Source organism: Pectobacterium polaris (assembly GCF_002307355.1).
Taxonomy (GTDB): domain Bacteria; phylum Pseudomonadota; class Gammaproteobacteria; order Enterobacterales; family Enterobacteriaceae; genus Pectobacterium; species Pectobacterium polare.
Genome location: NZ_CP017481.1, coordinates 2,625,904 through 2,650,409, shown reverse-complemented (window position 1 = coordinate 2,650,409; position 24,506 = coordinate 2,625,904). Strand labels below are relative to the sequence as shown.

22 protein-coding genes are annotated in these 24,506 nt (G+C 53.8%); 14 read left to right on the top strand and 8 right to left on the bottom strand.

What is annotated here, in order from left to right:
• Positions 1-127 precede the first annotated feature (127 nt).
• The 3 genes from BJJ97_RS11980 (at position 128) to BJJ97_RS11970 (ending at position 3,451) form a co-directional block, all read left to right on the top strand.
• Positions 128-1,198 carry a sugar phosphate isomerase/epimerase family protein gene (locus BJJ97_RS11980; protein ID WP_095994056.1) on the top strand — a complete coding sequence of 357 codons (1,071 nt, stop codon included), beginning with the start codon at positions 128-130 and terminating at the stop codon, positions 1,196-1,198.
• Complete coding sequence (locus BJJ97_RS11975; RefSeq protein ID WP_095994055.1) at positions 1,195-2,346, top strand: Gfo/Idh/MocA family protein; 1,152 nt, start codon at positions 1,195-1,197, stop codon at positions 2,344-2,346. Before BJJ97_RS11980 ends, BJJ97_RS11975 begins: the two co-directional genes overlap by 4 nt.
• Before the next feature lie 124 nt (positions 2,347-2,470).
• On the top strand, positions 2,471-3,451 hold the full coding sequence (locus tag BJJ97_RS11970; RefSeq protein ID WP_095994054.1) for a LacI family DNA-binding transcriptional regulator: 981 nt from the start codon (positions 2,471-2,473) through the stop codon (positions 3,449-3,451).
• Positions 3,452-3,523: 72 nt separating this feature from the next.
• Here BJJ97_RS11970 and BJJ97_RS11965 read toward each other — a convergent pair whose 3' ends face one another.
• From BJJ97_RS11965 to BJJ97_RS11945, 5 genes are all read right to left on the bottom strand, one after another.
• On the bottom strand, positions 3,524-4,387 hold the full coding sequence (locus tag BJJ97_RS11965) for a sugar phosphate isomerase/epimerase family protein (RefSeq protein WP_193438332.1): 864 nt from the start codon (positions 4,385-4,387) through the stop codon (positions 3,524-3,526).
• 237 nt (positions 4,388-4,624) lie between these two features.
• Positions 4,625-5,683 carry a molybdenum ABC transporter ATP-binding protein ModC gene (modC, locus tag BJJ97_RS11960; protein ID WP_095994052.1) on the bottom strand — a complete coding sequence of 353 codons (1,059 nt, stop codon included), beginning with the start codon at positions 5,681-5,683 and terminating at the stop codon, positions 4,625-4,627.
• Positions 5,683-6,372, bottom strand: a complete 690-nt coding sequence (gene modB, locus BJJ97_RS11955) for a molybdate ABC transporter permease subunit (protein WP_039473842.1) — start codon at positions 6,370-6,372, stop codon at positions 5,683-5,685. The genes modC and modB overlap by 1 nt, the downstream gene beginning before the upstream one ends.
• Positions 6,372-7,142, bottom strand: a complete 771-nt coding sequence (gene modA / locus BJJ97_RS11950; protein ID WP_095698904.1) for a molybdate ABC transporter substrate-binding protein — start codon at positions 7,140-7,142, stop codon at positions 6,372-6,374. The genes modB and modA overlap by 1 nt, the downstream gene beginning before the upstream one ends.
• 271 nt (positions 7,143-7,413) lie before the next feature.
• Complete coding sequence (locus BJJ97_RS11945; RefSeq protein WP_039482693.1) at positions 7,414-7,569, bottom strand: AcrZ family multidrug efflux pump-associated protein; 156 nt, start codon at positions 7,567-7,569, stop codon at positions 7,414-7,416.
• Between the two features lie 196 nt (positions 7,570-7,765).
• On the opposite strand from BJJ97_RS11945, the gene modE reads away from it, so the two are divergent.
• From modE to gpmA, 10 genes are all read left to right on the top strand, one after another.
• Positions 7,766-8,557, top strand: coding sequence for a molybdenum-dependent transcriptional regulator (gene modE / locus BJJ97_RS11940; RefSeq protein WP_095994051.1), 792 nt, complete (start codon positions 7,766-7,768; stop codon positions 8,555-8,557).
• Between the two features lie 40 nt (positions 8,558-8,597).
• Positions 8,598-10,073, top strand: coding sequence for a molybdate ABC transporter ATP-binding protein ModF (modF, locus tag BJJ97_RS11935; RefSeq protein ID WP_095994050.1), 1,476 nt, complete (start codon positions 8,598-8,600; stop codon positions 10,071-10,073).
• A 198-nt stretch (positions 10,074-10,271) separates the two neighbouring features.
• Positions 10,272-11,291: a UDP-glucose 4-epimerase GalE gene (galE, locus tag BJJ97_RS11930; RefSeq protein WP_095994049.1), complete on the top strand. Its 1,020-nt coding sequence runs from the start codon at positions 10,272-10,274 to the stop codon at positions 11,289-11,291.
• Positions 11,292-11,388: 97 nt separating this feature from the next.
• Positions 11,389-12,435, top strand: coding sequence for a galactose-1-epimerase (galM, locus tag BJJ97_RS11925; RefSeq protein WP_095994048.1), 1,047 nt, complete (start codon positions 11,389-11,391; stop codon positions 12,433-12,435).
• A 138-nt stretch (positions 12,436-12,573) separates the two neighbouring features.
• Positions 12,574-13,026 (top strand): hypothetical protein, encoded by a 453-nt coding sequence (locus tag BJJ97_RS11920; RefSeq protein ID WP_095994047.1) that lies wholly within the window; start codon positions 12,574-12,576, stop codon positions 13,024-13,026.
• Positions 13,027-13,101: 75 nt separating this feature from the next.
• Positions 13,102-13,455, top strand: a complete 354-nt coding sequence (locus BJJ97_RS11915; RefSeq protein WP_095994046.1) for a copper-binding protein — start codon at positions 13,102-13,104, stop codon at positions 13,453-13,455.
• 12 nt (positions 13,456-13,467) lie between these two features.
• Positions 13,468-14,727, top strand: a complete 1,260-nt coding sequence (locus BJJ97_RS11910) for a TolC family protein (RefSeq protein ID WP_095994045.1) — start codon at positions 13,468-13,470, stop codon at positions 14,725-14,727.
• Positions 14,724-16,217 (top strand): efflux RND transporter periplasmic adaptor subunit, encoded by a 1,494-nt coding sequence (locus BJJ97_RS11905; protein ID WP_095994044.1) that lies wholly within the window; start codon positions 14,724-14,726, stop codon positions 16,215-16,217. Before BJJ97_RS11910 ends, BJJ97_RS11905 begins: the two co-directional genes overlap by 4 nt.
• Positions 16,214-19,351, top strand: a complete 3,138-nt coding sequence (locus BJJ97_RS11900; protein WP_095994043.1) for an efflux RND transporter permease subunit — start codon at positions 16,214-16,216, stop codon at positions 19,349-19,351. The genes BJJ97_RS11905 and BJJ97_RS11900 overlap by 4 nt, the downstream gene beginning before the upstream one ends.
• A gap of 137 nt (positions 19,352-19,488) precedes the next feature.
• The gene (gpmA, locus tag BJJ97_RS11895; RefSeq protein WP_039482713.1) at positions 19,489-20,241 is read left to right on the top strand and encodes a 2,3-diphosphoglycerate-dependent phosphoglycerate mutase; all 753 of its coding nucleotides are present in this window, start codon (positions 19,489-19,491) and stop codon (positions 20,239-20,241) included.
• 62 nt (positions 20,242-20,303) lie between these two features.
• Here the strand turns inward: gpmA and aroG are convergent, their stop codons facing one another.
• Positions 20,304-21,359: a 3-deoxy-7-phosphoheptulonate synthase AroG gene (gene aroG, locus BJJ97_RS11890; RefSeq protein ID WP_039482714.1), complete on the bottom strand. Its 1,056-nt coding sequence runs from the start codon at positions 21,357-21,359 to the stop codon at positions 20,304-20,306.
• 296 nt (positions 21,360-21,655) lie between these two features.
• Here aroG and zitB point away from each other — a divergent pair, with 296 nt between their 5' ends.
• Positions 21,656-22,606: a CDF family zinc transporter ZitB gene (gene zitB, locus BJJ97_RS11885; protein ID WP_095994042.1), complete on the top strand. Its 951-nt coding sequence runs from the start codon at positions 21,656-21,658 to the stop codon at positions 22,604-22,606.
• A gap of 7 nt (positions 22,607-22,613) precedes the next feature.
• On the opposite strand, the gene pnuC is transcribed toward zitB, so the two are convergent.
• Both pnuC and nadA read right to left on the bottom strand, forming a co-directional pair.
• Entirely contained in the window at positions 22,614-23,339 is a 726-nt protein-coding gene (gene pnuC / locus BJJ97_RS11880; protein ID WP_039482716.1) for a nicotinamide riboside transporter PnuC, read from the bottom strand.
• A gap of 58 nt (positions 23,340-23,397) precedes the next feature.
• On the bottom strand, positions 23,398-24,459 hold the full coding sequence (gene nadA / locus BJJ97_RS11875) for a quinolinate synthase NadA (RefSeq protein WP_095994041.1): 1,062 nt from the start codon (positions 24,457-24,459) through the stop codon (positions 23,398-23,400).
• Positions 24,460-24,506 lie beyond the last annotated feature (47 nt).

Sequence of the window (24,506 nt, the reverse complement as noted above, 5' to 3'; positions counted from 1 at the left end):
TTTGAGACGGATTAGTTAACGAGAAAATGGGATGAGGTCGCCTATGGCACCTCATCCCACTGCATTCTCCGCTATCGCAATCGTGCAACGGGATTCATGACCACACCCGTTGCCAAAGGAGGTAATAATGAAGACGTTAAAAGGACCGGGTATTTTTCTCGCCCAGTATATTGGCGATCAGGCTCCCTTTAACACGCTGGAAAATCTGGCGCAATGGGCAGCCGGATTAGGCTTTAAAGCGCTACAAATCCCCTGCAATCACCCGCACATTTTCGATCTGGCCACGGCCGCCGACAGCCAAACTTACTGTGATGATGTGAAAGGTCTGTTAGCGCAGCATGGGCTGACCATCAGCGAACTGTCGACCCATTTGGAAGGCCAGCTTGTTGCCGTCCACCCTGCGTATGACGACGCCTTTGACGATTTCGCGCCACCAGCTTACCGCCGCAATCCACAGGCTCGCCAAGCGTGGGCTATTGCGGCAATCAAGCAGGCAGCAAAGGCCTCTGCACGCTTAGGACTAAACGCCCACGCGACGTTTTCCGGTGCGCTGGCCTGGCCCTATTTTTACCCTTGGCCACCGCGTAAAGAGGTCCTGATTCAGGAAGCCTTTAAAGAACTCGGTCGCCTGTGGATGCCGATCCTCGACTGTTTTGACGAGCACGGCGTGGATGTGTGCTATGAGCTGCATCCGGGAGAAGATTTACACGACGGCGTGACCTTTGAACGCTTCCTTGATGTCGTCAATCATCACCCGCGCGCCAACATTCTTTACGATCCTAGCCATATGCATTTACAGCAGATGGACTACCTCGGCTTTATCGATCGCTACCATGCACGAATCAAAGCGTTCCATGTGAAAGATGCAGAATTTAACACGTCGAGCACAAGCGGCGTCTACGGCGGCTATCAGTCATGGGCTGAACGCGCCGGGCGCTTCCGCTCACCGGGAGATGGTCAGATCGATTTCGGCGGCATCTTCAGCAAGCTGGCCCAATATGACTACGATGGCTGGGCGGTGCTGGAGTGGGAATGCTGTCTGAAAGACAGCAATTGCGGTGCAAAAGAAGGGGCGGAGTTCATCAACCGCCACATTATTCCTGTCGCTGGACGCGCTTTTGACGACTTCGCTGCGACCAGCGACGATCGTCCGTTAGTCAGAAAAATGTTGGGATTAAAAGAGGAGAACGCAAGATGATTCGCGTTGGCATTATTGGTTCCGGTTTTATTGGCCCAGCACATATTGAAGCGATTCGTCGCCTTGGCTTCGTTGAAGTGGTGGCGCTGGCGGAAAATTCACTCGATCTGGCGCAGCAAAAAGCTCGTCAGCTCAATATTCCCCATGCCTACGGCAGCGTCGCTGATTTGCTCAATCATCCCGGTATTGATGCGATCCATAACTGCACGCCGAACCATCTCCATGCGGCGATCAATAAGCAGATTATTCAGGCAGGCAAGCACGTCTTTTCGGAAAAACCGCTGTGTATGACCAGCGAAGAAGCACGTGAGCTGGTGGCGCTGGCGGAAGAAAAAGGCGTTGTTCACGGCGTCAGCTTTGTCTATCGCCAGTTTGGCATGGTGCAGCAGGCTGCCAGCATGATTAAGCGTCAGGAAATCGGGCGTGTCTTTGCCGTACACGGCGGCTACCTGCAAGACTGGATGCTGCGTGAAACCGACTATAACTGGCGTGTTGAACCGGAGTACGGCGGCGTTTCCCGCGCGGTGGCCGACATCGGTTCGCACTGGTGTGACACGGTACAGTTTATTTCCGGCCGGAAAATTGTCGAAGTCTTCGCCGATTTAGCCATCGTCCATCCGATCCGCAAATCCAATCGGAATGGCACGGCCACATTCTCATCATCTGATGCTCCACCAGAGTACGACGACAAACCGGTCAAAACCGAAGACTACGCGACCGTTTTACTGCGCTTTGAAGACGGTAGCCGTGGATCCTTTACCGTTTCTCAAGTCAGCGCTGGCCGGAAAAATCGCCTGACGTTTGAAGTGAATGGCAGTGAACAGTCGCTGGCGTGGGATCAGGAAACCCCGCAGCAGCTGTGGATCGGTCATCGCGATAAAGCGAATCAGGTGCTGTCGGACGATCCTGGACTGCTGAACCCAGAAGCCGCCGCTGCGGTCCACTTCCCCGGTGGGCATATCGAAGGCTGGCCGGATGCGTTCAAGAACATGATGGCGAACTTTTATACCTATCTGCGCGACGGCAAACAGCCGGGCGTCGATCCTTTCAACTTCGCCACCTTCTACGACGGTGCGAACATCATGTTCATCATTGACGCTATCGTACAAAGCCATCAGCAACAAACGTGGGTGAAGGTCGCCAATTAAGGCATCTGACCGTTCATTCTCTCACGGTATTCATCCCGCAGGTGCGACGCCTGCGGGATGCAGCCAGAGATATTTATGGTAATCTGCTCAGCCAAGCATAAGTAGCGTGAGTGCCTTCTGAATTATGTCGATTCAAAAAATAGCACGGATAGCTGGAGTCTCGGTTGCCACCGTTTCACGGGTGTTGAACAACATTGGTACCGTGAAGCCGCAAAACCGGGAACGTGTTCTCAATGCGATAAAAAGCAGCAACTATCAGCCGAACTTATTGGCCCGGCAGCTACGTACCGCACGCAGCCAGATGCTATTGGTCATGGTGTCCAACATTGCCAACCCCTTCTGCGCCGATGTCGTGAAAGGCATTGAGGCGGAAGCGGAAGAAAACGGCTATCGCATTCTTCTGTGCAATTCCGGTGCCGATATCGTTCGCGCCCACTCCAGCCTGCAACTGCTATCCGGTAAAATGGTCGATGGCGTGATCACCATGGATGCCATTTCAACGCTTTCTGCACTTCAGGACATTATTGGCACAGCGCCTTGGGTGCAGTGCGCCGAGCATGACGATACGTCTGCCATTTCATCCGTTGGTATTGATAACGCCGAAGCATCCCGTTTCGTGATTAATCACTTTATTGGCAAAGGCCGCCGCCGTATCGCCATGATTAACCACGACATGAATTACCTCTACGCCCAGCAGCGGGAGAAAGGGTATCGCGACGTTATCGCGGAGAATGGGTTTGATTACGGCAAAGTCGAATACGCCAGCACCCTGAGCTACGCAGGCGGAAAAGCCGCCATGAACGCGCTACTTAACGATCCAGAGCGGCCAGATGCCGTCTTTGTGGTGTCCGATACGTTGGCTGCGGGTGCACTGTCGGCAATCTGTGAGGCGGGGCTGAGTGCGCCGCAGGATATTGCGGTGATCGGCTTCGATGGCTCGGAGCTGGGTTACATCACTTCACCTCAGCTCAGCACGATTCAACAGCCGTCCGCACATATCGGCAGAGAGGCCGTGAAGTTGTTATTACAACAGATCGACCAGCCTGCCAGCGAAACAGAAAAACGCTTACTGGAATGGACGTTTGTCGAACGGGCATCCAGCTAACCCAGATAGAATAAAACCAATCCTTTTTCATCTCTGACAACCTGCGGTCCGCTGACCGCAGGTTGATAGCTATTACTTACTTTTTATCTTACTCAGTTTTTCATACAGCGATTGGTAAGCTGCGGAAACAATGGCCTGTGGATCTTTCGGCAAGTCATGTTCAGCAACAAACCACTGCACACCCGCCTTAGAGGCAGCAGGGAGAATCTCTTCCCACGCCAAAATGCCCTCACCCGGTGGGGCAAAGTTCATTTCATCATCGCGGATGCCGATTGATGTATTGTCTTTCGCATGAATTGAATAAATACGCCCTTTGTACTGGCGCAGGAGACGCACAGGATCCTGTCCTCCACGAGATACCCAGGCAACATCCATTTCCAGCATCAGGTTCTCTGGCTCTGCAGCATCCATCATGATTTCCAGCGCTGTTTTACCGCGATACTTCTTCATCTCGAAATTATGGTTGTGATAAGCCAGCTTCATGCCCTGCTTCTTCAACTCACGCCCAAGATCGTTCATTTCCACACCAAAGCGCTTCCAGCCTTCTGCGCTATCAGGTCGGTCTTCAACATTTAGCCACGGCACGATAATCATGCTGTTGCCGATGGCTTTGTTAAAGGCTACAACCTCAGCCATATTGCTTTTCAGTTCACCAAACTGGACATGCGCAGCCATGGCTTTCAACTGATACTTTCCTAATAACCCCTTCATTTCTGACGCACTAATATCATGCGTCCCTACCAGCTCAACCGCCTTAAATCCAGCGTCTCGCGCCATGGAAAATTGCTCGTCGAGCGTATTCAGGCTGCGCAGCGTATACATCTGCAACGCTATTTTTTGGTTTTCTGCTGGACGCTCGGCAAGCGCCAACCCCGATGAAACCATCAACAATAGCGGTATAGCGAACGCACGGCGCAATAACGTCATACAAGGCATGTCCTTCTCCTATTTTTATCCCGTTGCACAGGTGAAAACAAAAAGTAATCGATTACTTTTTATGATGAAAAAATAATAACGCGGGGATAATTTATCTGACTACGTTGTTCACGCGGTAGAAAAAACGAATTGAAAATCACTCTCAATACTCATTTTGTTATCTTAGTCACAGAATATCGACTGATTCACGAGATAGACCGAGCGATATGAATGGCTGTTCCATCGCTCGGTCTGTGCTTACGCCGTAATCGACACGCTTTTAATTTGCGCGTAGATCGTTTGACCGGGATGAAGCGCGAGATCGTCCCGAGCCCACGGCGTGATACGGGACCACAGCGTCTGCTGGCCGACCGCAAGCTTCACTTCAACCTGTTCGTCGACATCAATGCACTCCTCCACGCTGGCACGCAGCACATTACGGATACTGCTTTTTTCCGGTGGCTGTAGCACCAGAGAGACATCGGCAGCATTCACGCGAATGCGTAACGCGGCGTCCTGCGGGAGTTCGACTTTTCCTACCCACACCTGCTGGTCGCCTAATGCCAGTGCCGTCATCGCGTAATGCTCATGTTGAGCTAACACGCGCGCACTCAGAATACTGCTCTGTTCGTCTTTCGGTAACCACGGGCGTAGCGCGCTGCTGGCCCACACCTCTTCCAGCAGCCCCTGCGCTTTCACTTTGCCTTTATCAAGCACCACGACATGATCGGCTAACCGGACAATCTCTTCCAGACTGTGGCTGACATACAGGATCGGGATATTGACTTCTTTCGCCAGACGCTCCAAATACGGTAACAGCTCGCGCTTTCTGGGTAAATCCAGCGACGCCAGCGGTTCATCCATGAGCAGCAGTTCCGGTGCGGTCAGTAATGCCCGACCAATCGCAACACGCTGTTTTTCGCCACCGGACAGCTTCCGTGGATAGCGATTCAGCAGCGGCTCGATACCCAGTAATTGGACGATGTCATCGAACTGCGATTCCATTGTCTCAGCCATGCCGTAACGCAGATTACCGCGCACGCGATAGTGCGGAAACAGGCGAGCATCCTGAAACACATAGCCGATTCGCCGCTTTTCCGGTGGAAGAAAAACACGCTGCTGCGTATCCACCAGTACATGCTCATTGAGCACAATCCGCCCGCCATCTGGGCGCGTCAGGCCAACAACGGCGTTGATCAGCGAGGTTTTCCCTGCCCCGGATACGCCGAAAATAGCGGTAATGCCGTTCGCAGGCAGTTCAGACTGAACGCGAAGTTCGAGACTACCCAGCTGTTGATGAAAATCGAGTTGCAGCATTATCCCCCCAACCGCTTGCGGCTCCAGTTTGTTAGCCATTCCGATGCTAACAGCGCAGCCAGCGACAAGACGATGGCAATAATACACAGCCTTGCTGCATCAGCCTCCGCGCCGGGCGTTTCAATCAGGGTATACATCGCCAGTGGAATGGTTCGGGTTTCGCCAGGGATATTAGAAACAAACGTAATGGTCGCGCCAAATTCGCCAAGCGAACGGGCAAACGCCAATACGGTTCCAACAACAATCCCAGGAAAAGAGAGAGGTAATGTGATGGTGAAAAACACGCGCCACGGCGAGGCACCCAGTGTTCGAGCAGCCTGTTCCAGATGCTTATCGACAGCATCCAGCGACAGCCGGATCGCCCGAACCATTAGCGGAAATGCGACAATCGCCGACGCTAATGCGGCACCGCGCCAGCTAAAACTAAAGCTGAAGCCGAACCAGTCATAGAGCCAGGAACCGATTACGCCGCGTCTTCCCATTGCCACCAGCAGCAGATAACCAATAACCACTGGCGGCAACACCAGTGGTAAATGGATAATGCTATCCAGCAGTGATTTGCCGGGGAACCGACAGCGCACTAAAATCCACGCCATCAGTATCCCAAACGGCAAGCTGCACGCCACAGCCACAACGGAAACTTTGAGGCTCAGCTCAACCGCCTGCCATTCGTAATCACTCAGCATCATTAACGCGGCGCGAAGCCATAGCGTTTAAATACCGCTGCTGCTTCTGGCGTTTTCAGGTAGTCATAAAAACCGGTAACCGCCGCGTTTTTATGCTCTTTAACTATAGCCATCGGATATTCGACAGGCTTGTGGCTCGTCGCTGGGAATGTACCGATGACCTTAACTTTGTCGCTGGCAACCGCGTCAGAACCGTAAACGATGCCCAGTGGGGCTTCTTCACGTTCCACCAGCGCCATGGCTGCACGTACGTTGTTGGCGCGCGCCATCAGTGGAGAGAGTTCATCCCAGGCTTTCAGATTCTGTAAGGCTTCTTTGGCATAGATCCCAGCAGGCACGTGATCCGGATCGCCAACGGCCAGACGTCCGCCTTTCAGCAGGCTTTTCCAGTCGGTTTTATCGTCAATCTTAATCTCTTTCTGCGCACTCGCCTTCGGCGCAATCACCACCAGCTCATTGCCCAACAGCGTGTGACGCGTAGCGGTATCCATCAGGTTTTTATCCTGCGCGTAGTCCATCCACTGTTGGTCAGCGGAGATGAACAGATCGGCAGGCGCACCTTGCTCAATCTGGCGCGCCAGCGTTGAGGATGATGCGTAAGACGCCACGACAGCGACGTTTTTCTCTTTCTGATATTGCGTAGCGATTTCCTGCAGCGCATTCGTTAGTGATGCCGCGGCGAACACGGTAACTTTATCTTCTGCCACTGCGGGCAACGCCATTCCTGCACTGAGGGTCAGTGCGGCAAACCATTTCAACCATTGCTGCTTCATTCTTGTCTCCTGACAATTATCGTTGTGTAAATAATAATATAACGAATTATGAAGCCGTGTCATGCGCTTTAAAGAGGTAGATTACCCGTCATACTTCAAGTTACATGTGCGTTGGCCGCGTTCAGTCACCCGAATCACTTACCTGAGTAAGCTCATCGGGATTCCTTCTCTTGCCGCCTGCCTGAAACTCGAATTATTTAGGGTAGATGTGGGAGGTAGAAAAGAAATGTCCGGCCAGAAGCCGGACATCAAAATAGGAAAGGATCGTGAATCAGTGCTGATTCTTTGCGCGCTGACCGTCGGAATGACCGATGCGGGACAACACGTTAAACACTTCGCCAAGGCAATAAATCGAACCCATGATAACCACCATCATCACAGGAACCATGGCAACTGCAAACAGCAGGCTCTTCAACAACTCCAACATGCTTACCTCACTTATTGCAACGGTTACCGCTACTTTAGCCCGTCTACTGCGCTATTTCACTGTAAGCCGAGATCGTCGTAATTGCCACGTAGTCTACCGCAGTAATAGAAATTAGTGCGTCTATTTGTGCGATTTGCCCCTGATGAAGAAAATAGCGACAATACAGAGAATTAAACTCACCGACGGTGCCCTCATTATGCAGGCTGAAATTCTTCTCACCCTGAAACTCCAACAGCGTTTATTCGCCGATCCGCGGCGCATTGAATTGCTTAAGCAAATTCGCCATACCGGTTCAATCAGTCAGGGAGCCAAGCTGGCGGGGATTAGCTATAAAAGCGCATGGGATGCCATCAATGAGATGAACCAGTTGGCCGAGCAGACCATTGTTGAACGCATGACTGGCGGCAAAGGCGGCGGCGGTGCTCAGATCACCCGCTACGGCGAACGCCTTCTCCAGCTGTACGATTTGCTCGCGCAGATTCAGCAAAAAGCCTTTGATATCTTGCAGGAAGACGGTCTGCCGTTAGATAGCCTGCTGGCAGCCATCGCGCGTTTCTCACTGCAAACCAGCGCCCGTAATCAGTTTTTTGGAACCGTGCTCGCACGCGGCGAAGAACAGGTGCAACAACATCTGGATATTTTACTCGCCGATGGTAAAACAACGATCAGCGCCCTGATTACGCAACAAAGCGCCGAGCGCCTGCAATTACAGAAAGGGAAAGAGGTGTTGGCACTGATTAAAGCACCGTGGATCGATGTGTACGCTGCCACATCCAACACGCCCGCCGTCGATAACGTCTTGCCTGGGCAAATTCAGGCCATTCAGCATGGTGTAGAAAACAGCGAGCTTCTGATTACGCTGGCGGGGGGAGAAACCCTGTGTGCCATGGTGCCGAATACCTTGCTTGAGCAGCAAAAGCTGCGACATGGATCGGATGTAAAGGCCTGCTTCAATGCCGACCGGGTTATCATCGCCACGCTTTGTTAATGTTGATTTAGCGCTATCGCCGTTTGACGAAGGATAGAAAATGTCATTGTTAAAAATCACTCAGGGGTTGTTTCGTCTCAGCGACACCCGCATGCTGCGTCTGGACGAACTGACGCTCGAACACAACCAGTGCTGGGCCTTTGTCGGGGCCAACGGAAGTGGTAAATCTGCACTGGCGCGGGCGCTATCCGGCGAACTACCAATATTGCGTGGTGAACGAACAACGGGATTCCAACGCCCCGTTCGACTGTCGTTTGAACAATTACAAAAACTGGTTTCTGACGAGTGGCAGCGCAATAACACCGATCTGCTCAGTGAAGGTGAAGACGATACTGGCCGCACCACAGCAGAAGTGATTCAGGATAGCCTCAACGATCCTGCGCGTTGCCAACAGCTGGCACATCAGTTTGGTATTGCGCATTTGCTGGAGCGTCGCTTCAAGTACCTCTCTACGGGGGAAACCCATAAGGCGATGCTGTGTCAGGCGCTGATGTCTCAGCCCGACCTGCTGATTCTTGATGAACCTTTCGATGGGTTGGACGTTGCCTCCCGCCAGCAGCTTGCCGATGAGCTGAGAAAACTGGCAGGTGCCGGTTATACGCTGGTGCTTATTCTGAACCGCTTTGATGACATCCCTGACTTTATCAACCATGTCGGTGTGCTGGCAGACTGTACGCTGACCCGCGTCGGCGAACGTGAAACGATCCTCTCTGAAGCGCTGGTGGCTCAGCTCGCGTTTAGCGAAAAACTGTCGGGAAGTTCGCTGCCAGAACCGGAAGATCCGCAGCGGTATATGACGCTTCCCGCTGACGAGGCTCGCATTCGGCTGCGTAACGGCGTGGTGCAATACAACGATCGCCCTATTCTGCACGAACTAACGTGGGAAGTGTTGCCCGGTCAGCATTGGCAGATTGTTGGGCCAAATGGCGCGGGGAAATCGACGTTGCTCAGCCTGATTACGGGCGATCATCCGCAAGGCTACAGTAACGACCTCACGCTGTTTGGCCGTAAACGCGGCAGCGGTGAAACCATCTGGGACATCAAGCGCCACATCGGCTACGTCAGCAGCAGCTTCCATCTGGATTACCGCGTCAGCACCAGCGTGCGCAACGTTATCCTGTCAGGCTTTTTTGACTCTATTGGGATTTATCAGGCCGTTTCCGACCGTCAGCGCCACCTGACCGAACAATGGCTCACTCTGCTTGGGCTCAATGGCGCTATCGCCGACACCCCGTTTCAGTCGCTCTCCTGGGGCCAGCAGCGTCTAACGCTGATTGCCCGCGCGTTAGTCAAACACCCCGCCCTGCTCATTCTTGATGAACCGCTACAGGGGCTTGATCCGCTCAATCGCCAACTGGTACGCCGCTGGCTGGATATCCTGATTGGCGAGGGCGAAACGCAGCTGCTCTTTGTCTCGCATCACGCAGAAGACGCGCCCACGTGCATCACGCATCGGCTCACTTTCGTCCCGCACAACGACATCTACCGCTACCAGATTGACGCGTTATGTAAATAACGCCTAAAAACAGGGATGATAACGCTACCACAAAATAAAATGTAGGGTAGAAAGCCAAGCTCATTTACACTGTAGATTATGCTTCACTCAGTTTATTCGTTAAGAAACCATCGATAACAGAGGCAGATTCTCGCTGTAGATCACCCTTTTCTGCCCCTCACCATGTTATTTTGCTGCATTGCGATAATAGAGGTCATTATGAACGTTCTTGTCACAGGTGGTAGCGGTTACATAGGAAGTCATACTTGCGTACAATTGCTGGCTGCCGGGCACACTCCCATCATTCTCGATAACTTGTGCAACAGCAAGGCTAGCGTCGTTAAAACCATTACGCGTTTAACCGATAAGACACCTGTTTTTTATCAGGGCGATATCCGCGACAGCGCACTGCTGGACGATATTTTCGCTGAGCATTCCATTGATTCCGTCATCCACTTTGCTGGCTTAAAAGCCGTGGGCGAATCAGTGCGTGAACCGCTGAGCTACTATGACAATAACGTCTACGGTACGCTCGTGCTGGTAGAGGCGATGAAGAAAGCAGGCGTGAAAAACCTGATTTTTAGCTCATCTGCTACCGTCTATGGCGATCAACCGCGTACGCCCTATCAGGAAAGTTTCCCCACAGGCCACCCTGCCAGCCCTTATGGCCGTAGCAAGCTGATGGTCGAGCAAATCCTGCAAGACTTACAGCATGCAGAACCGGAATGGAGTATTACGCTGTTGCGGTATTTCAACCCAGTTGGCGCCCATCCATCGGGTGAGATGGGTGAAGACCCGCAAGGTGTGCCCAATAACCTGATGCCTTACATCGCTCAGGTTGCTGTTGGGCGTCGCGATTCGCTGGCGATTTTCGGTAATGACTACCCTACCGCTGACGGCACTGGCGTGCGAGATTACATCCACGTCGTCGATCTGGCTGACGGTCATATCGCCGCCATGAACACCCTGCAAAATCGTGCTGGCGTGCATATCTATAATCTGGGCGCAGGCGTAGGCTACAGTGTATTGCAGGTCGTCGAAGCCTTTAGTCAGGCCTGTGGCAAACCGCTGGCTTACCATTTTGCCCCGCGTCGTCAGGGCGATCTGCCTGCTTATTGGGCAGATGCCGAGCGTGCGGCGAAAGATCTTAACTGGCGAGTCACACGCTCACTGCAAGAAATGGCGCAGGACACTTGGCGCTGGCAGTCCAATCACCCCAATGGGTACGACGAAGAATAACGGCGTTTTTTCACGCCGAGTGACAAATTAGGGGAGGCGCAGCAGAGCTGATTTCTGCAACCCTCTCTATCTTCTCAGGCCTCTACAGGAGCAAGTCATGTTGAATGAAAGTCTTAGCACGCTGGCACCAGATGGTCAGCCGTTTCAATTAACGACCTTGCAGAATCAGGCAGGCATGCGCGTGTGCTTGATGGACTGGGGTGCAACTTGGCTTTCCTGTGAGCTCCCGCTACCAGAGGGTGAGGTGAGAGAAGTCTTATTGGGCTGTGCCTCACCCGAGCAGTATCCGCGACAAAGCGCTTATCTCGGTGCATCGATTGGCCGTTATGCTAACCGCATAGCCAAAGCCACATTCAGTCGAGAGACCGAAACGTTCCATCTGGTTCCCAACCAGAACGAGCACCAGTTGCACGGTGGCCCGGAAGGCTTTCATGCCCGCCGCTGGCGAATTGCCAGTCAGGATGCAACCCAGGTGACGTACCAGTTGCACTCACCGGATGGCGATCAAGGATATCCAGGGCATCTCAACGTACAGGTGACCTACGCACTGACCGAACATAATTCTCTGGAAATCTCGTATCAGGCGACTGTAGAAAAAGCCTGCCCCGTTTGCCTGACTAACCACGCGTATTTCAACCTTGATGGCGATCTGACTGACGTCCGTAAGCACCAGTTGCAGCTGTTTGCCGACTATTATTTGCCAGTTAATAGCTCGGGCATTCCCAACGCCGATCTGACACCGGTAAACGCTACCGGAATGGATTTCCGCCAGCCAAAAACGCTGGAAGAAGATTTCCTGCGCGACAGCGATCAAATGGCCGTCGGCGGCTACGATCACGCATATTTATTGCATCGCACCTGCGGTTCCAGCGAAAGTCCAGCTGCCAATTTATGGTCATCCGACGGCCGCGTGCTGATGAGCGTTTTCACCAGCGCCCCCGCCTTACAGCTCTATAGCGGCAACTTTCTGGCCGGAACGCCCTCGCGAGACGGTGGTCAATATGAAAACTATGCTGGTGTCGCACTGGAAAGTGAATTCCTGCCAGACAGTCCGAATCACCCCGACTGGCCGCAGCCCGACTGCTGGCTGAAACCGGGAAAAGTCTATCGCTCGGATACCACGTACCAGTTTCTCGTACAGTAACCGAACGGTAAAACATAATTAACTCATTGATAACATTGGCAGATGACTTTCTGCCAATTTACAAAACTATGCTATTCCTCGCTTGCCCCCTTCCTGCTCAGACGCATACACTGCCAAAACGTCCAAAAAGGAAACGCCATGTCCGCATCATCACGGTCTCCATTATTCATTCATCATCTGCGCCATAAAAGCAGGTGGGGATGGCTATTGGCGCTGTGCTGGTTTTTCCTGAATGCACAACTGGCTATCGCAGGTCATCAATGCGATATGACGATCAGCCAGACATCCCCCGCACTCCAGCATCAAGCACATCTGCAACAGGCTGACGTTCAGCCGTTATCGTCTCATGCTCAGCATACGGCTAAAGCGTCTTACGTTGCCGATCAGCAAACGCCGCTGTGCGAAAAACACTGCGTGCCGGATAGCGTGAAACAGGATAATGGCTCGCTGGCATTATTAGCGTTGCCGGTCAGCGGTGAGCTGGTCTTAGCGGATAATCCTGTCCCCCTTAGCCCGGCATCTGATGTCTGGCTCTCGCCTCCTGCGGTCGGCCCTCCGGCTGAAATCCGCTTCTGCCGATTCAGAGAATAACCCAAGCGATTGATAACCCCTGCGCCAGTGGGCGCAACGTCTTGTTTATCAATTATTTTTATTGGGATTATTTTTATGCGTATCACTTATATCGCTATGATCAGCGGCCTGATTTTTTCTGTTTCTTCCTTCATCTTCCCCGTGTGGGCAAACGACCACCAGCATCACGCGATGCCGCCGACCACGCCCCCAGCGGCCACGACAGCCATTTATCAGACTACCGGGATTGTTAAGCAGTGGAATGCCGATAGCGTCACGCTCTCTCACGCGCCGATTGCCGACCTCAAATGGCCTGCCATGACGATGGCCTTCACGCTACCATCCAGCAGCGAAATAGCGCCATTGCCGGCCAACACCACGGTCACATTCAGCTTTATCCAGAACGATAGCGGCTACATCCTGACCGCGATTACACCACAGCAGCCTTAACCGGAGCACAACATGAACTTATCCAAACACGACGCCGCGCGCGCGTGTCTGGCGATGTTGCTGTGGCTGCCTGCCGCCGTCTTTGCGGCAGATCTGAGTCTTGAACGAGCTTTACAGGCGGCGGAGCGTTACTCCGCTGACCTGTCAGCCAATCAGCACCAGATTAACGCGCTCCAGAACATGGCCGACTCTGCCACGCAGCTTCCCGATCCAAAGTTGAAATTTGGCGTCGAAAATTTGCCATTGGGCGGTAACAACGGTAGCCGACTCACGCGTGAAGGGATGACGATGCAGCGTATCGGCGTCATGCAAACCTATGTCAGCAGCCGTAAACGCGATAGCAAGGCGCAGGCCATTCGGGTTGAAGCCGATGCGTTGCAAAGTAACAGCGAAAGTATTCGTGCACGCCTGCAACGGGAAACAGCACAAGCATGGCTGGATCTGGCGCTCTCCCAGAAAGCATTGGCCGAAGTGACCGCGCTGGTCAACGAAAGCCAACGGCAGATCGCATCGCAAAAAGCGAGTGTGGCAGCGGGCAGTGAAGCCAGTAGCGTTCTGGATGCCCGTCTGACGCTGGCGGCCATGCAGGACAGACTGGCCGATGCCGAGCGGGATACCCGCATCGCGCACGCCCGACTGGTGCAGCTTACCGGCATGGCGGATATCAATGTGAACGGCGAACTGCCTCGCTTTGAGCGGCTGCCTGCCTCACCCGAGGTGCTGGGCAACACCATTCACCAGCATCCAGAAATGCAACAGGCGCAGCGTGAAGCCGAGCTGGCTCAGGCTCGCTCCGCACAGTCAGCTGTTGCTGCCATCCCCAATGTCGATGTTGAAGTCTATTACGCGAAGCGCGGAGATGACTACGACGACATGGCGGGCATGATGGTAACGGTCGATCTGCCACTGTTCACATCCAAACGTCAGGATAAGGACTACGCCGCAGACGTCTCACGCAGTATGGAAGCACGCGACAGAGTCTTGCTCACCGAACGAGAACATCAGGCGCAGCTCGATACGCTGATAGCCCAATATCAAGCCGCACAGTCACGCTGGCAGCGTCAGAGCAACGATGTTCTTCCGCTACAACAGCAGCGTATCAAACTGATTCAGGCTCAGTACCAGTCCGGCAGCAGTAATCTTTCTGCCGTATTGGATGCCCGAAGGGCGCTGCTCGAAAGCCGGATCGCTGTTCAGGATACCGCACGGGAGATGGCTCAATATTGGGCCGCCATCCGTTATCTGACGCCACAAGGAAGCCCTACGCGATGAGCAAAACAGTCACAAACAAATCCCTGATGCTTAGCCTGATGACGCTGGCTATTCTGAGTGCGGGCTATCTGGTGGGTAAACAGCAAACGCCGCTTTCCCTCTCTGCCGCAGAGCCAGAACGTGCCGTTCTCTATTGGTATGACCCGATGGTGCCGGATAAACGCTTCGATAAACCGGGGAAATCGCCCTTTATGGATATGGAGCTGGTGCCCCGCTACGCCGATGAAGCGCAGGATGACGGCGGCATTACGGTCAGCGCTCGCCAGCAGCAAAACCTCGGCGTTCGCACGGCACGCGCGGAAATGCGCGAACTTGCCGACCGCAGCACGAGTTATGGCACCGTCACGCTCAACGAACGCGGATTACACACGCTGGTGGCACCCAGCGGCGGCATTGTCGAGAAACTCACGGTCAGTGCGCTACAGCAGCAGGTGAAGAAAGGCGAAACGCTGGCGACGTTGTGGAACCCGACCTGGGCGGCGGCACAGCGCGAATATCTGGCGGTACGCCAGTTGGACGACGACATGCTGACTCAATCGGCTCGCCAGCGGCTGGCGCTGCTCTTCATGCCGGAAGCGATTATTCGGCAGGTCGAGCGTAGCGGAAAACCGCAGGACAGAATCGCGATTACCGCACCGGAAAACGGCTACGTGAATAAGCTGGAGGTACGGCAAGGCATGCAGTTAAGCCCTGCTCAGCCGCTATTCGAGCTTGCCAGCCTGAACCCGGTTTGGGTAGATGTGGATTATCCCGAAGCGCAGGCGGCGCAGCTAACGATCGGCAGCAACATCAGCGCCGCCAGCAGCGCCTGGCCGGGTAAAACGTTCCACGGCAAAGTCAGCGAGCTGCTGCCCGTGCTGGATAGCACTACGCGCACGCTAAAAGCGCGCGTGGTACTGGATAACCCACAACAGCAGCTTAAACCCGGTATGTACCTGACCGTGCAGCTTTCGCACACGCAGGCACAGCCGCGTCTGGCGATCCCTCAGGAAGCGTTATTGGTCAGCGGTAGCCAAAACCGGGTCTTACTGAGTGATGGCACTGGTCATTTTACCCCGCGTAACGTCACGGTGGGTGCGTCGCTGGGCGACTGGGTCGAAATCCTCGATGGGCTGAAGGCAGGTGACAACGTGGTCACTTCCGGTCAGTTCCTCATTGATTCCGAAGCCAGCCTGCGCAGCGCCTTACCGCAGTTTGATGCGGATACATCGGGAAACCCAGCAACGCCGGCTGCACCCGTTGGCTATCACACTCAGGGAGTTATCAGGGCGATAAACGGCAATCAGGCCACCATCGAACACGAAGCGGTTCCGGCACTCAACTGGTCGCCGATGACGATGGACTTCACGCTTCCCTCATCAGGGCTACCCCAGGGGGTGGGAATTGGCAGCACCGTGCGTTTCCAATTCAACATGGACGACAGCGGGATTCACGTCCTGAATTTTTCCACCACTGACGATCCGCATGCCGGGCACGGAGGCCATCTATGATTGCCTACGTGATTCGCTGGTCGCTCAAAAATCGCCTGTTGGTTTTACTGGCGGCGCTGTTCATGGCGGCATGGGGAGTGCTGTCGCTACAAAAAACGCCGCTTGATGCTCTCCCCGATCTGTCTGACGTACAAGTCATCATTCGTGTCAGCTATCCGGGGAAAGCGCCGCAGGTGGTGGAAAATCAGGTGACCTACCCGCTGACGACCACCATGCTTTCCGTGCCGGGAGCCAAGACAGTAAGGGGCTTCTCCATGTTCGGCGATGCCTACGTTTATGTGCTGTTTGAAGATGGCACAGATCCTTACTGGGCGCGTTCTCGCGTGCTGGAGTACCTCAGTCAGGTGCAATCCAGCCTGCCAGCCGACGCCAAAACCTCACTCGGCCCGGATGCCACCGGCGTCGGCTGGATTTACGAATACGCACTGGTTGATCGCAGCGGCAAATACAGTCTGGCCGACCTGCGCGGCTTTCAGGACTGGCTGCTGAAATATGAGCTAAAAACGGTTCCTGATGTAGCAGAAGTCGCCAGCGTGGGCGGCATGGTCAAACAGTATCAGATCGTCGTCGACCCGGAGCGCATGCGGACGCAAGGCATCACCCACCAGCAGATCGTCAGTGCCGTACAGGCTGCCAATCAGGAAAACGGCGGTTCCGTGCTGGAGCTGGGTGAAGCAGAGTACATGGTGCGCACCACGGGTTACCTGAAAAGCACGCAGGATTTTAACCACGTGGTGATTACCACCCGCAACGGCATTCCCGTGCTGTTGCAGGATGTGGCTACGCTCAGAGAAGGGCCGGAGATGCGGCGCGGTATCGCCGAGTTGAATGGCGAAGGCGAAGTGGCGGGCGGCATCATCGTCCTGCGCTATGGAAAGAATGCGCTAAATACGCTGCATGCCGTTAAAGCGCGGTTACAGGAAATACAGAAAAGCCTGCCCGCAGGTGTAGAAATTGTCCCAACCTACGATCGTTCGCAGTTGATTGAGCATGCTATCGATACACTCAGCTTCAAGCTGCTGGAAGAGTTTGTCGTCGTCGCGATCATCTGCGCCTTGTTTCTGTTTCACTTCCGCTCGGCGCTGGTGGCGATCATCAGCCTGCCGCTGGGGATTCTGGGCGCGTTTATCATCATGCGTTATCAGGGGGTGAACGCCAATATCATGTCGCTAGGCGGAATTGCGATTGCCATCGGCGCGATGGTGGATGCCGCGATTGTGATGATAGAAAACATGCATAAAGTCATTGAGCAATGGCGGCATGAGAATCCCGGAAAACAGCCGCAGAATAACGAGTGGTGGCAGTTAGCGGAACGGGCTGCGGTGGAGGTTGGGCCCGCGCTGTTTTGCAGCCTGCTGATCATTACACTGTCGTTTGTGCCCGTGTTCTCACTGGAAGCGCAGGAAGGCCGCATGTTTTCACCGCTGGCCTTCACCAAAACCTATGCCATGGCCGTCGCCGCCGGATTAGGGATTACGCTGGTGCCGGTATTAATGGGGTATTTCGTTCGCGGCAAGATACCGGACGAGCAGGCGAACCCGATTAACCGCTGGCTGATTGCAGCCTATCACCCGGTGCTGCAAAAGGTGTTGAGCTACCCGAAAACCACGCTGCTGATCTCCGGCCTGCTGTTGCTACTGACGCTCTTTCCACTCAGCCGTCTGGGAAGCGAATTCATGCCGCCGCTGGATGAAGGCGACCTGCTGTATATGCCTTCCACCCTGCCCGGTATCTCTGCACGTGAAGCAGGCCGTCTGCTGCAACAAACGGACCGACTGATTAAAACCGTGCCCGAAGTCGAATCGGTTTTCGGCAAAGTAGGCCGTGCAGAAACGGCGACTGACCCCGCTCCGCTCACCATGCTGGAAAGCACGATCAGGCTGAAACCGCGCGACCAATGGCGTGAGGGCATGACCATGGACAAGCTGGTGGCCGAGCTGGATCGCACCGTCAGCCTGCCGGGTATCGCCAACGTGTGGGTGCCGCCGATTCGCAACCGGCTGGACATGCTGGCCACCGGCATCAAAAGCCCAGTGGGCATCAAGGTTAACGGCAATAATCTGGCAGATATCGAACGTACCGCCGCGCAAATCGAGCAGGTGGTGAAGCAAGTTCCGGGCGTGACATCGGCACTGGCGGAACGGCTGGCGGGTGGGCGCTATATCGATATTGATATCGACCGTCAACGCGCCGCGCGCTACGGCGTGTCCGTCGAGGAACTTCAGTCGGTGGTTTCCACACTCATCGGCGGGCAAAACATCGGCGAAACCATTGAAGGTCGCCAACGTTATCCCATCAATATCCGCTACCCGCGTGAGTTACGCGATTCGCTGCAAAAATTGCGCGACTTGCCCATTGTGACAGCCAACGGCAGCAGAGTGACGCTGGCAGAGCTGGCTGATATTCGCGTCAGCGAAGGGCCACCGATGCTGAAAAGTGAAAACAGCCGCCTGTCGGACTGGATTTATGTCGATCTACGCGGTCGCGATCTGAAATCCGCCGTTGAAGACATGCAGCAGGCCGTTGCCAAACAGGTCACGCTGCCGGAAGGCGTTTCACTGAGCTGGTCCGGTCAGTTTGAGTATCTGGAACGCGCTACGGAGAAAATGAAAGTCGTCGTGCCCTTTACGCTGCTGATCATTTTTGTGCTGCTGTATGTCACTTTCAACCGCATCAAAGATGCACTGCTGATCATGGCAACCTTACCCTTTGCGCTGATTGGCGGCGTCTGGCTGCTCTATATCCTCGGCTATAATCTTTCTGTAGCCGGTGCCGTGGGCTTTATTGCACTGGCGGGCGTGTCGGCGGAATTCGGTGTCATCATGCTGCTCTACCTCAACCATGCGGTAGAGAAACACCGCGTGGCAGGTCAGGCGCTGTCACGCCAGCAGTTGATGGATGCCATCCACGAAGGAGCGGTTCTGCGCGTACGGCCAAAAATGATGACCGTCGCGACAATTATGGCAGGGCTGCTTCCCATCATGTGGGGTGGCGGCAGCGGATCAGAAATCATGCAGCGGATTGCCGCGCCGATGATCGGCGGGATGGTGAGTGCCCCTCTGCTGTCGATGCTGGTGATCCCTGCGGTCTATCTGTTATTGCACAAAGGGGATTCCGGTTTGCTGAAACGGTAAAGCCAGAGCGTGATTTTACGCAAATAACCTGCGGATAAATCACGCTTGCCATCGACTATCGATTGCCGATAACCGTTCTCCACCCCTATAATGAAATCAGTTATCACAGAAATCTTAGGATAGGAAGGAGTTTAGCTATGGCTGTAACTAAGCTGGTACTGGTAAGACACGGTGAGAGCCAGTGGAACAACGAAAACCGCTTCACAGGCTGGTACGATGTCGATCTATCCGACAAAGGCCGTTCAGAAGCCAAAGCCGCAGGTCAGCTGCTGAAAGACGAAGGTTTTGCCTTTGATTTCGCTTATACCTCCGTGCTGAAACGTGCCATTCACACACTGTGGAATATACTGGACGAGCTGGATCAAGCCTGGTTGCCAGTTGAGAAATGCTGGAAACTGAATGAGCGTCACTACGGTGCGTTGCAGGGCCTGAACAAAGCCGAAACCGCTGAGAAATACGGTGACGAGCAGGTTAAACAATGGCGTCGTGGTTTTGCAATTACGCCTCCAGAGTTAACGCGTGATGACGAACGTTTCCCGGGCAAAGATCCGCGTTACGCTTCTCTGAGCGAGAAAGAGCTGCCACTGACTGAAAGCCTGGCGCTGACCATCGACCGTGTTGTGCCTTACTGGAACGAAACTATCCTGCCACGCGTCAAAAGCGGTGAGCGTGTGATCGTTGCGGCTCACGGTAACTCACTGCGTGCGCTGGTGAAATACCTGGACAACCTGGGCGAAGACGAAATTCTGGAACTGAATATCCCAACTGGCGTGCCGTTGGTTTATGAGTTCGACGAGAACTTCAAGCCGATCAAACGTTACTACCTGGGCAACGCAGACGAAATCGCTGCAAAAGCTGCCGCAGTAGCGAATCAGGGTAAAGCGAAGTAATTTACCCCTGAATGAGAAAAACCCGGCCTGCGCCGGGTTTTTTTATAGCACGCTATTCGATATTACTTGTTACGGCGTTCACGTACAGCAGACGCTAACTGGCGCAGCAGGGATTCAGTGTCTTCCCAGCCAATGCAGGCATCGGTCACACTGCGGCCATAAACCAGCGGTTCACCACTTTCCAGATTCTGGTTGCCTTCGACCAGATGGCTTTCCACCATCACGCCCATAATGGCTTTCTCGCCCTGTACGATCTGCCCACAGACATCAGTACAGACATCCATCTGCTTTTTGAACTGCTTGCTGCTGTTCGCGTGGCTGAAATCGATCATGACCTGCGGTGTCAGACCCGCTTTTTCCAGACCGATCTTCACGTCTTTCACATGCTCAGCGCTGTAGTTCGGCGTTTTACCGCCACGCAGAATGATGTGGCAATCGTTGTTACCGCTGGTATTCACGATAGCAGAATGACCCCATTTGGTCACAGACAGGAAGCAGTGTGGCGCGCTGGCAGCATTGATCGCATCAATCGCGACCTTGATCGTACCATCGGTGCCATTTTTAAAGCCGACAGGGCATGACAGGCCGGATGCCAGTTCACGGTGTACCTGAGATTCCGTTGTACGTGCGCCGATAGCACCCCAGCTCATCAAATCCGCCATGTATTGCGGCGTGATCATGTCCAGAAACTCACCCGCAGCCGGTAAACCGATGTCGTTAATTTCCAGCAGCAGCTGGCGTGCAATGCGCAAGCCGTCATTGATCTGGAAGCTGTTATCCATGTGCGGATCGTTGATCAACCCTTTCCAGCCAATCGTGGTACGGGGTTTTTCAAAGTAAACCCGCATCACTACTTCCAGATCGTCGCTCAGCTCGTTACGCAGCGTCAGCAGACGCGCGGCATACTCTTTTGCTGCTTTCGTGTCATGGATCGAGCAAGGACCAATCACCACCAGCAGGCGATCGTCATTGCCGTTAAGAATTTTATGGATGGCAGTACGCGCGAACGATACCGTTTCCGCTGCCTTCTCCGTGGCTGGAAACTTTTCTAGCAAAGCAACCGGCGGCAAAAGTTCATTAATCTCTTTAATTCTTAAATCATCATTTTGGTAATTCATAAATAAATCCATCGGTTCCGAAACGGTATGTTAGCCCCATCCAATACGCGCCATCCCGCCTATACGGGTAGCCTGAGAAACGGGATGTTTCATATTGAAGATTGATTATTATATGTCAAGCTGGTGTTGTCAGGGCGCTGAAATCAGCGGGATTTACGCGATCAAATGCTCTCAGATGCCGCATCCGTCCTATTTTCATCAGAAAATAGCTCAACGGACAGATCGGGTGAATTACAGAATAGGTTTTCTCTGTGGGTTTCAGTAAAGTGGGATAAAACCGCAACTCAGGGTGATCTATGGCACATAACCACAGCCACACGGAATCCGGCAACAGTAAACGTCTGCTGGCCGCGTTTATCATTACCGCCACGTTTATGGTGGCAGAAGTCATTGGCGGCCTGCTGTCCGGCTCCCTCGCCCTGCTTGCGGATGCAGGCCATATGTTGACGGACGCCGCCGCGCTGTTCGTCGCGCTGGTCGCCGTACGTTTCGCACAGCGTAAACCCAATGCGCGCCATACCTTTGGCTATTTGCGGCTCACGACCCTCGCCGCCTTTGTGAACGCACTGACGCTCATGCTCATTACCGCCTTCATATTCTGGGAAGCCATCCAACGCTTCTATGATCCCCAGCCCGTTGCGGGCGTGCCTATGCTGCTTGTCGCCGTTGCCGGATTGCTAGCAAATATCGTGGCATTTTGGCTGCTACATCATGGCAGCGAAGAGAAAAATATTAACGTCCGCGCGGCGGCTCTGCATGTGCTGGGCGATCTGCTCGGATCCGTTGGCGCGATTGCCGCTGCCATTATCATTCTTTATACCAACTGGACGCCTATCGACCCGATTCTCTCTATTTTGGTGTCGTGTCTGGTGCTGCGTAGTGCGTGGGCGCTATTGAAAGAGAGTCTTCACGAGTTGCTGGAAGGTACGCCCAGCCAACTTAGCGTTGAGGTTCTACAGAAAGATCTGACGCTGAATATTCCCGAAGTCAGGAACATTCACCATGTTCATTTATGGCAGGTGGGCGAAAAACCGATGATGACGCTGCATGCGCAGGTGATTCCACCTCACGATCACGATGCGTTGTTAAGACGTATTCAGGAATATTTACTGAAGCATTACCAGATTGAACACGCGACGGTTCAGATGGAATATCAACGCTGTGATGATGACCACTGCACTTTCCACTATCAGGAAAGTCATCACCATGAAAGCCATGATGCAGACGGCCACCACCACAAGCATTAAGTTTGGATTACACGCCGTGTGAAACCGTGCTGACGCGATTTTCCTGCGCGCTCTTAATCCACAGCCAAGAGCCGTTCAGGGCAATCAGCGTCAGGATGGCGTACTCTACCGCCATCGCATACACGCCTTGATAAGCAAAAATCACCACGCTTATCACATCAATCACCACCCACAGCAGCCAGTTCTCGACATATTTACGCGTCATCAAAATCATCGCCACGATCGACAGCACCATCATGGTGGAATCCCAGAATGGGAATGCATCCGGCTGAAGGTTTGGCATCTGCACCGACAACCCTAGTCCCTGCATGCCGGAAACGGCAATGCGCGTCAGTACAGCAAACACCGCGTCAATGTAGAACGTCATCAAGCCAATCGCGACAATACTCGCCACCGACCAGCCAATCAGTTTCTGCACTGGCAGCCAGCGGATGCGTAACTCCACTTCCTGCGCATCCGTCTTGCGCGTCCAGGCATACCAGCCATAAATATTGGCGGCAAAGAAGAAAATTTGCAGCAACAGGCTGGCGTAAAGCTGAATCTGGAAAAAGATCACGGCAAACAACGTGACGTTAATCAACCCAAACAGATAGTTGATGGTTTTTTCCTGACTCGCGAACCAGATACACAGCAGGCCAAACAGCGTGCCAATCGCCTCAATCCAGGAAAGATCGTATCCCCCATCCCCCAAAGGAATATGAATTAAAATATTGCTGGTACTAAAAAAATCCATCTCACCACCCTGCCTCAATTATTGTAAAAAATACCTATCAAGATGCCCAAGATCTCCGTCAGGCATTCCCTTTCACACGCAATTTTAGCGAAGCTGCAAAATCCAGCATGCGATTCAGCGGGATTAACGCGCCTTCTCGCAGGGCTGCATCAACATGAATCTCATGGGCGTCACCACCTTGTTCCAGACCGTTAGCAATCGCCTCCAGCCCATTCATCGCCATCCATGGGCAGTGGGCGCAGCTACGGCAGGTCGCGCCTTCACCCGCGGTCGGCGCTTCCAGCAATGTCTTCTCTGGGCAAGCCTGCTGCATCTTGTAGAAAATGCCGCGATCGGTCGCCACAATCAGTTCGCGCTGTGGCAGCGTTTTAGCCGCCTGAATCAGCTGGCTGGTTGACCCAACGGCGTCAGCCATCTCTACCACACTCTGTGGCGATTCTGGATGGACCAAAATTGCCGCGTCGGGGTACAGAATCTTCATGCGCTGCAGCGCCTGCGTTTTAAATTCGTCGTGCACAATGCACGCGCCCTGCCAACACAGTACATCCGCCCCTGTCTGCTTTTGTACATAGCTGCCCAGGTGACGGTCCGGTGCCCAGATAATCTTTTCTCCCAGGCTATCCAGATGCTCGATCAACTCCACCGCAATGCTGGATGTCACCACCCAATCCGCACGTGCTTTCACTGCCGCGGAGGTATTGGCATACACCACCACCGTTCGGTCCGGATGCGCATCGCAAAAACGGCTGAACTCATCGACGGGACAACCGAGATCGAGCGAGCATTCTGCTTCCAGCGTGGGCATCAGAATCGTCTTCTCCGGGTTGAGTATCTTGGCGGTCTCTCCCATAAAGCGGACACCCGCCACCAGCAGCGTTGATGCCGAATGGGTGCTGCCGAAGCGCGCCATTTCCAGCGAGTCTGCCACGCAGCCGCCAGTTTCTTCCGCCAGCGCCTGAATTTCAGGATCGGTATAATAGTGCGCGACCATGACAGCATTTCTTTCCCGCAGCAGCGTTTTTATCCTGCTACGATAGTGCTGTTTTGCATCAGCCGATAAGGGTTTGGGCTTCGGCGGAAAGGGATAGATGGTCTCATTGCTATCAAAAAGGATACTCATTATAAATTTCCACGATGACAACTCGGGTTGTAACACCTGATACTAAT

Bases quoted from the DNA above. Each gene is read 5' to 3' on its own strand.
- BJJ97_RS11970 (WP_095994054.1), top strand. From the start codon at position 2,471: ATGTCGATTCAAAAAATAGCACGGATAGCTGGAGTCTCGGTTGCCACC.
- BJJ97_RS11945 (WP_039482693.1), bottom strand. From the start codon at position 7,569: ATGTTGGAGTTGTTGAAGAGCCTGCTGTTTGCAGTTGCCATGGTTCCT.
- modF (WP_095994050.1), top strand. From the start codon at position 8,598: ATGTCATTGTTAAAAATCACTCAGGGGTTGTTTCGTCTCAGCGACACC.
- BJJ97_RS11965 (WP_193438332.1), bottom strand. From the start codon at position 4,387: ATGCCTTGTATGACGTTATTGCGCCGTGCGTTCGCTATACCGCTATTG.
- BJJ97_RS11900 (WP_095994043.1), top strand. From the start codon at position 16,214: ATGATTGCCTACGTGATTCGCTGGTCGCTCAAAAATCGCCTGTTGGTT.
- modE (WP_095994051.1), top strand. From the start codon at position 7,766: ATGCAGGCTGAAATTCTTCTCACCCTGAAACTCCAACAGCGTTTATTC.
- BJJ97_RS11905 (WP_095994044.1), top strand. From the start codon at position 14,724: ATGAGCAAAACAGTCACAAACAAATCCCTGATGCTTAGCCTGATGACG.
- BJJ97_RS11975 (WP_095994055.1), top strand. From the start codon at position 1,195: ATGATTCGCGTTGGCATTATTGGTTCCGGTTTTATTGGCCCAGCACAT.
- BJJ97_RS11980 (WP_095994056.1), top strand. From the start codon at position 128: ATGAAGACGTTAAAAGGACCGGGTATTTTTCTCGCCCAGTATATTGGC.
- nadA (WP_095994041.1), bottom strand. From the start codon at position 24,459: ATGAGTATCCTTTTTGATAGCAATGAGACCATCTATCCCTTTCCGCCG.
- zitB (WP_095994042.1), top strand. From the start codon at position 21,656: ATGGCACATAACCACAGCCACACGGAATCCGGCAACAGTAAACGTCTG.
- gpmA (WP_039482713.1), top strand. From the start codon at position 19,489: ATGGCTGTAACTAAGCTGGTACTGGTAAGACACGGTGAGAGCCAGTGG.
- galE (WP_095994049.1), top strand. From the start codon at position 10,272: ATGAACGTTCTTGTCACAGGTGGTAGCGGTTACATAGGAAGTCATACT.
- modA (WP_095698904.1), bottom strand. From the start codon at position 7,142: ATGAAGCAGCAATGGTTGAAATGGTTTGCCGCACTGACCCTCAGTGCA.
- modC (WP_095994052.1), bottom strand. From the start codon at position 5,683: ATGCTGCAACTCGATTTTCATCAACAGCTGGGTAGTCTCGAACTTCGC.
- modB (WP_039473842.1), bottom strand. From the start codon at position 6,372: ATGATGCTGAGTGATTACGAATGGCAGGCGGTTGAGCTGAGCCTCAAA.
- galM (WP_095994048.1), top strand. From the start codon at position 11,389: ATGTTGAATGAAAGTCTTAGCACGCTGGCACCAGATGGTCAGCCGTTT.
- BJJ97_RS11920 (WP_095994047.1), top strand. From the start codon at position 12,574: ATGTCCGCATCATCACGGTCTCCATTATTCATTCATCATCTGCGCCAT.
- pnuC (WP_039482716.1), bottom strand. From the start codon at position 23,339: ATGGATTTTTTTAGTACCAGCAATATTTTAATTCATATTCCTTTGGGG.
- BJJ97_RS11910 (WP_095994045.1), top strand. From the start codon at position 13,468: ATGAACTTATCCAAACACGACGCCGCGCGCGCGTGTCTGGCGATGTTG.
- aroG (WP_039482714.1), bottom strand. From the start codon at position 21,359: ATGAATTACCAAAATGATGATTTAAGAATTAAAGAGATTAATGAACTT.
- BJJ97_RS11915 (WP_095994046.1), top strand. From the start codon at position 13,102: ATGCGTATCACTTATATCGCTATGATCAGCGGCCTGATTTTTTCTGTT.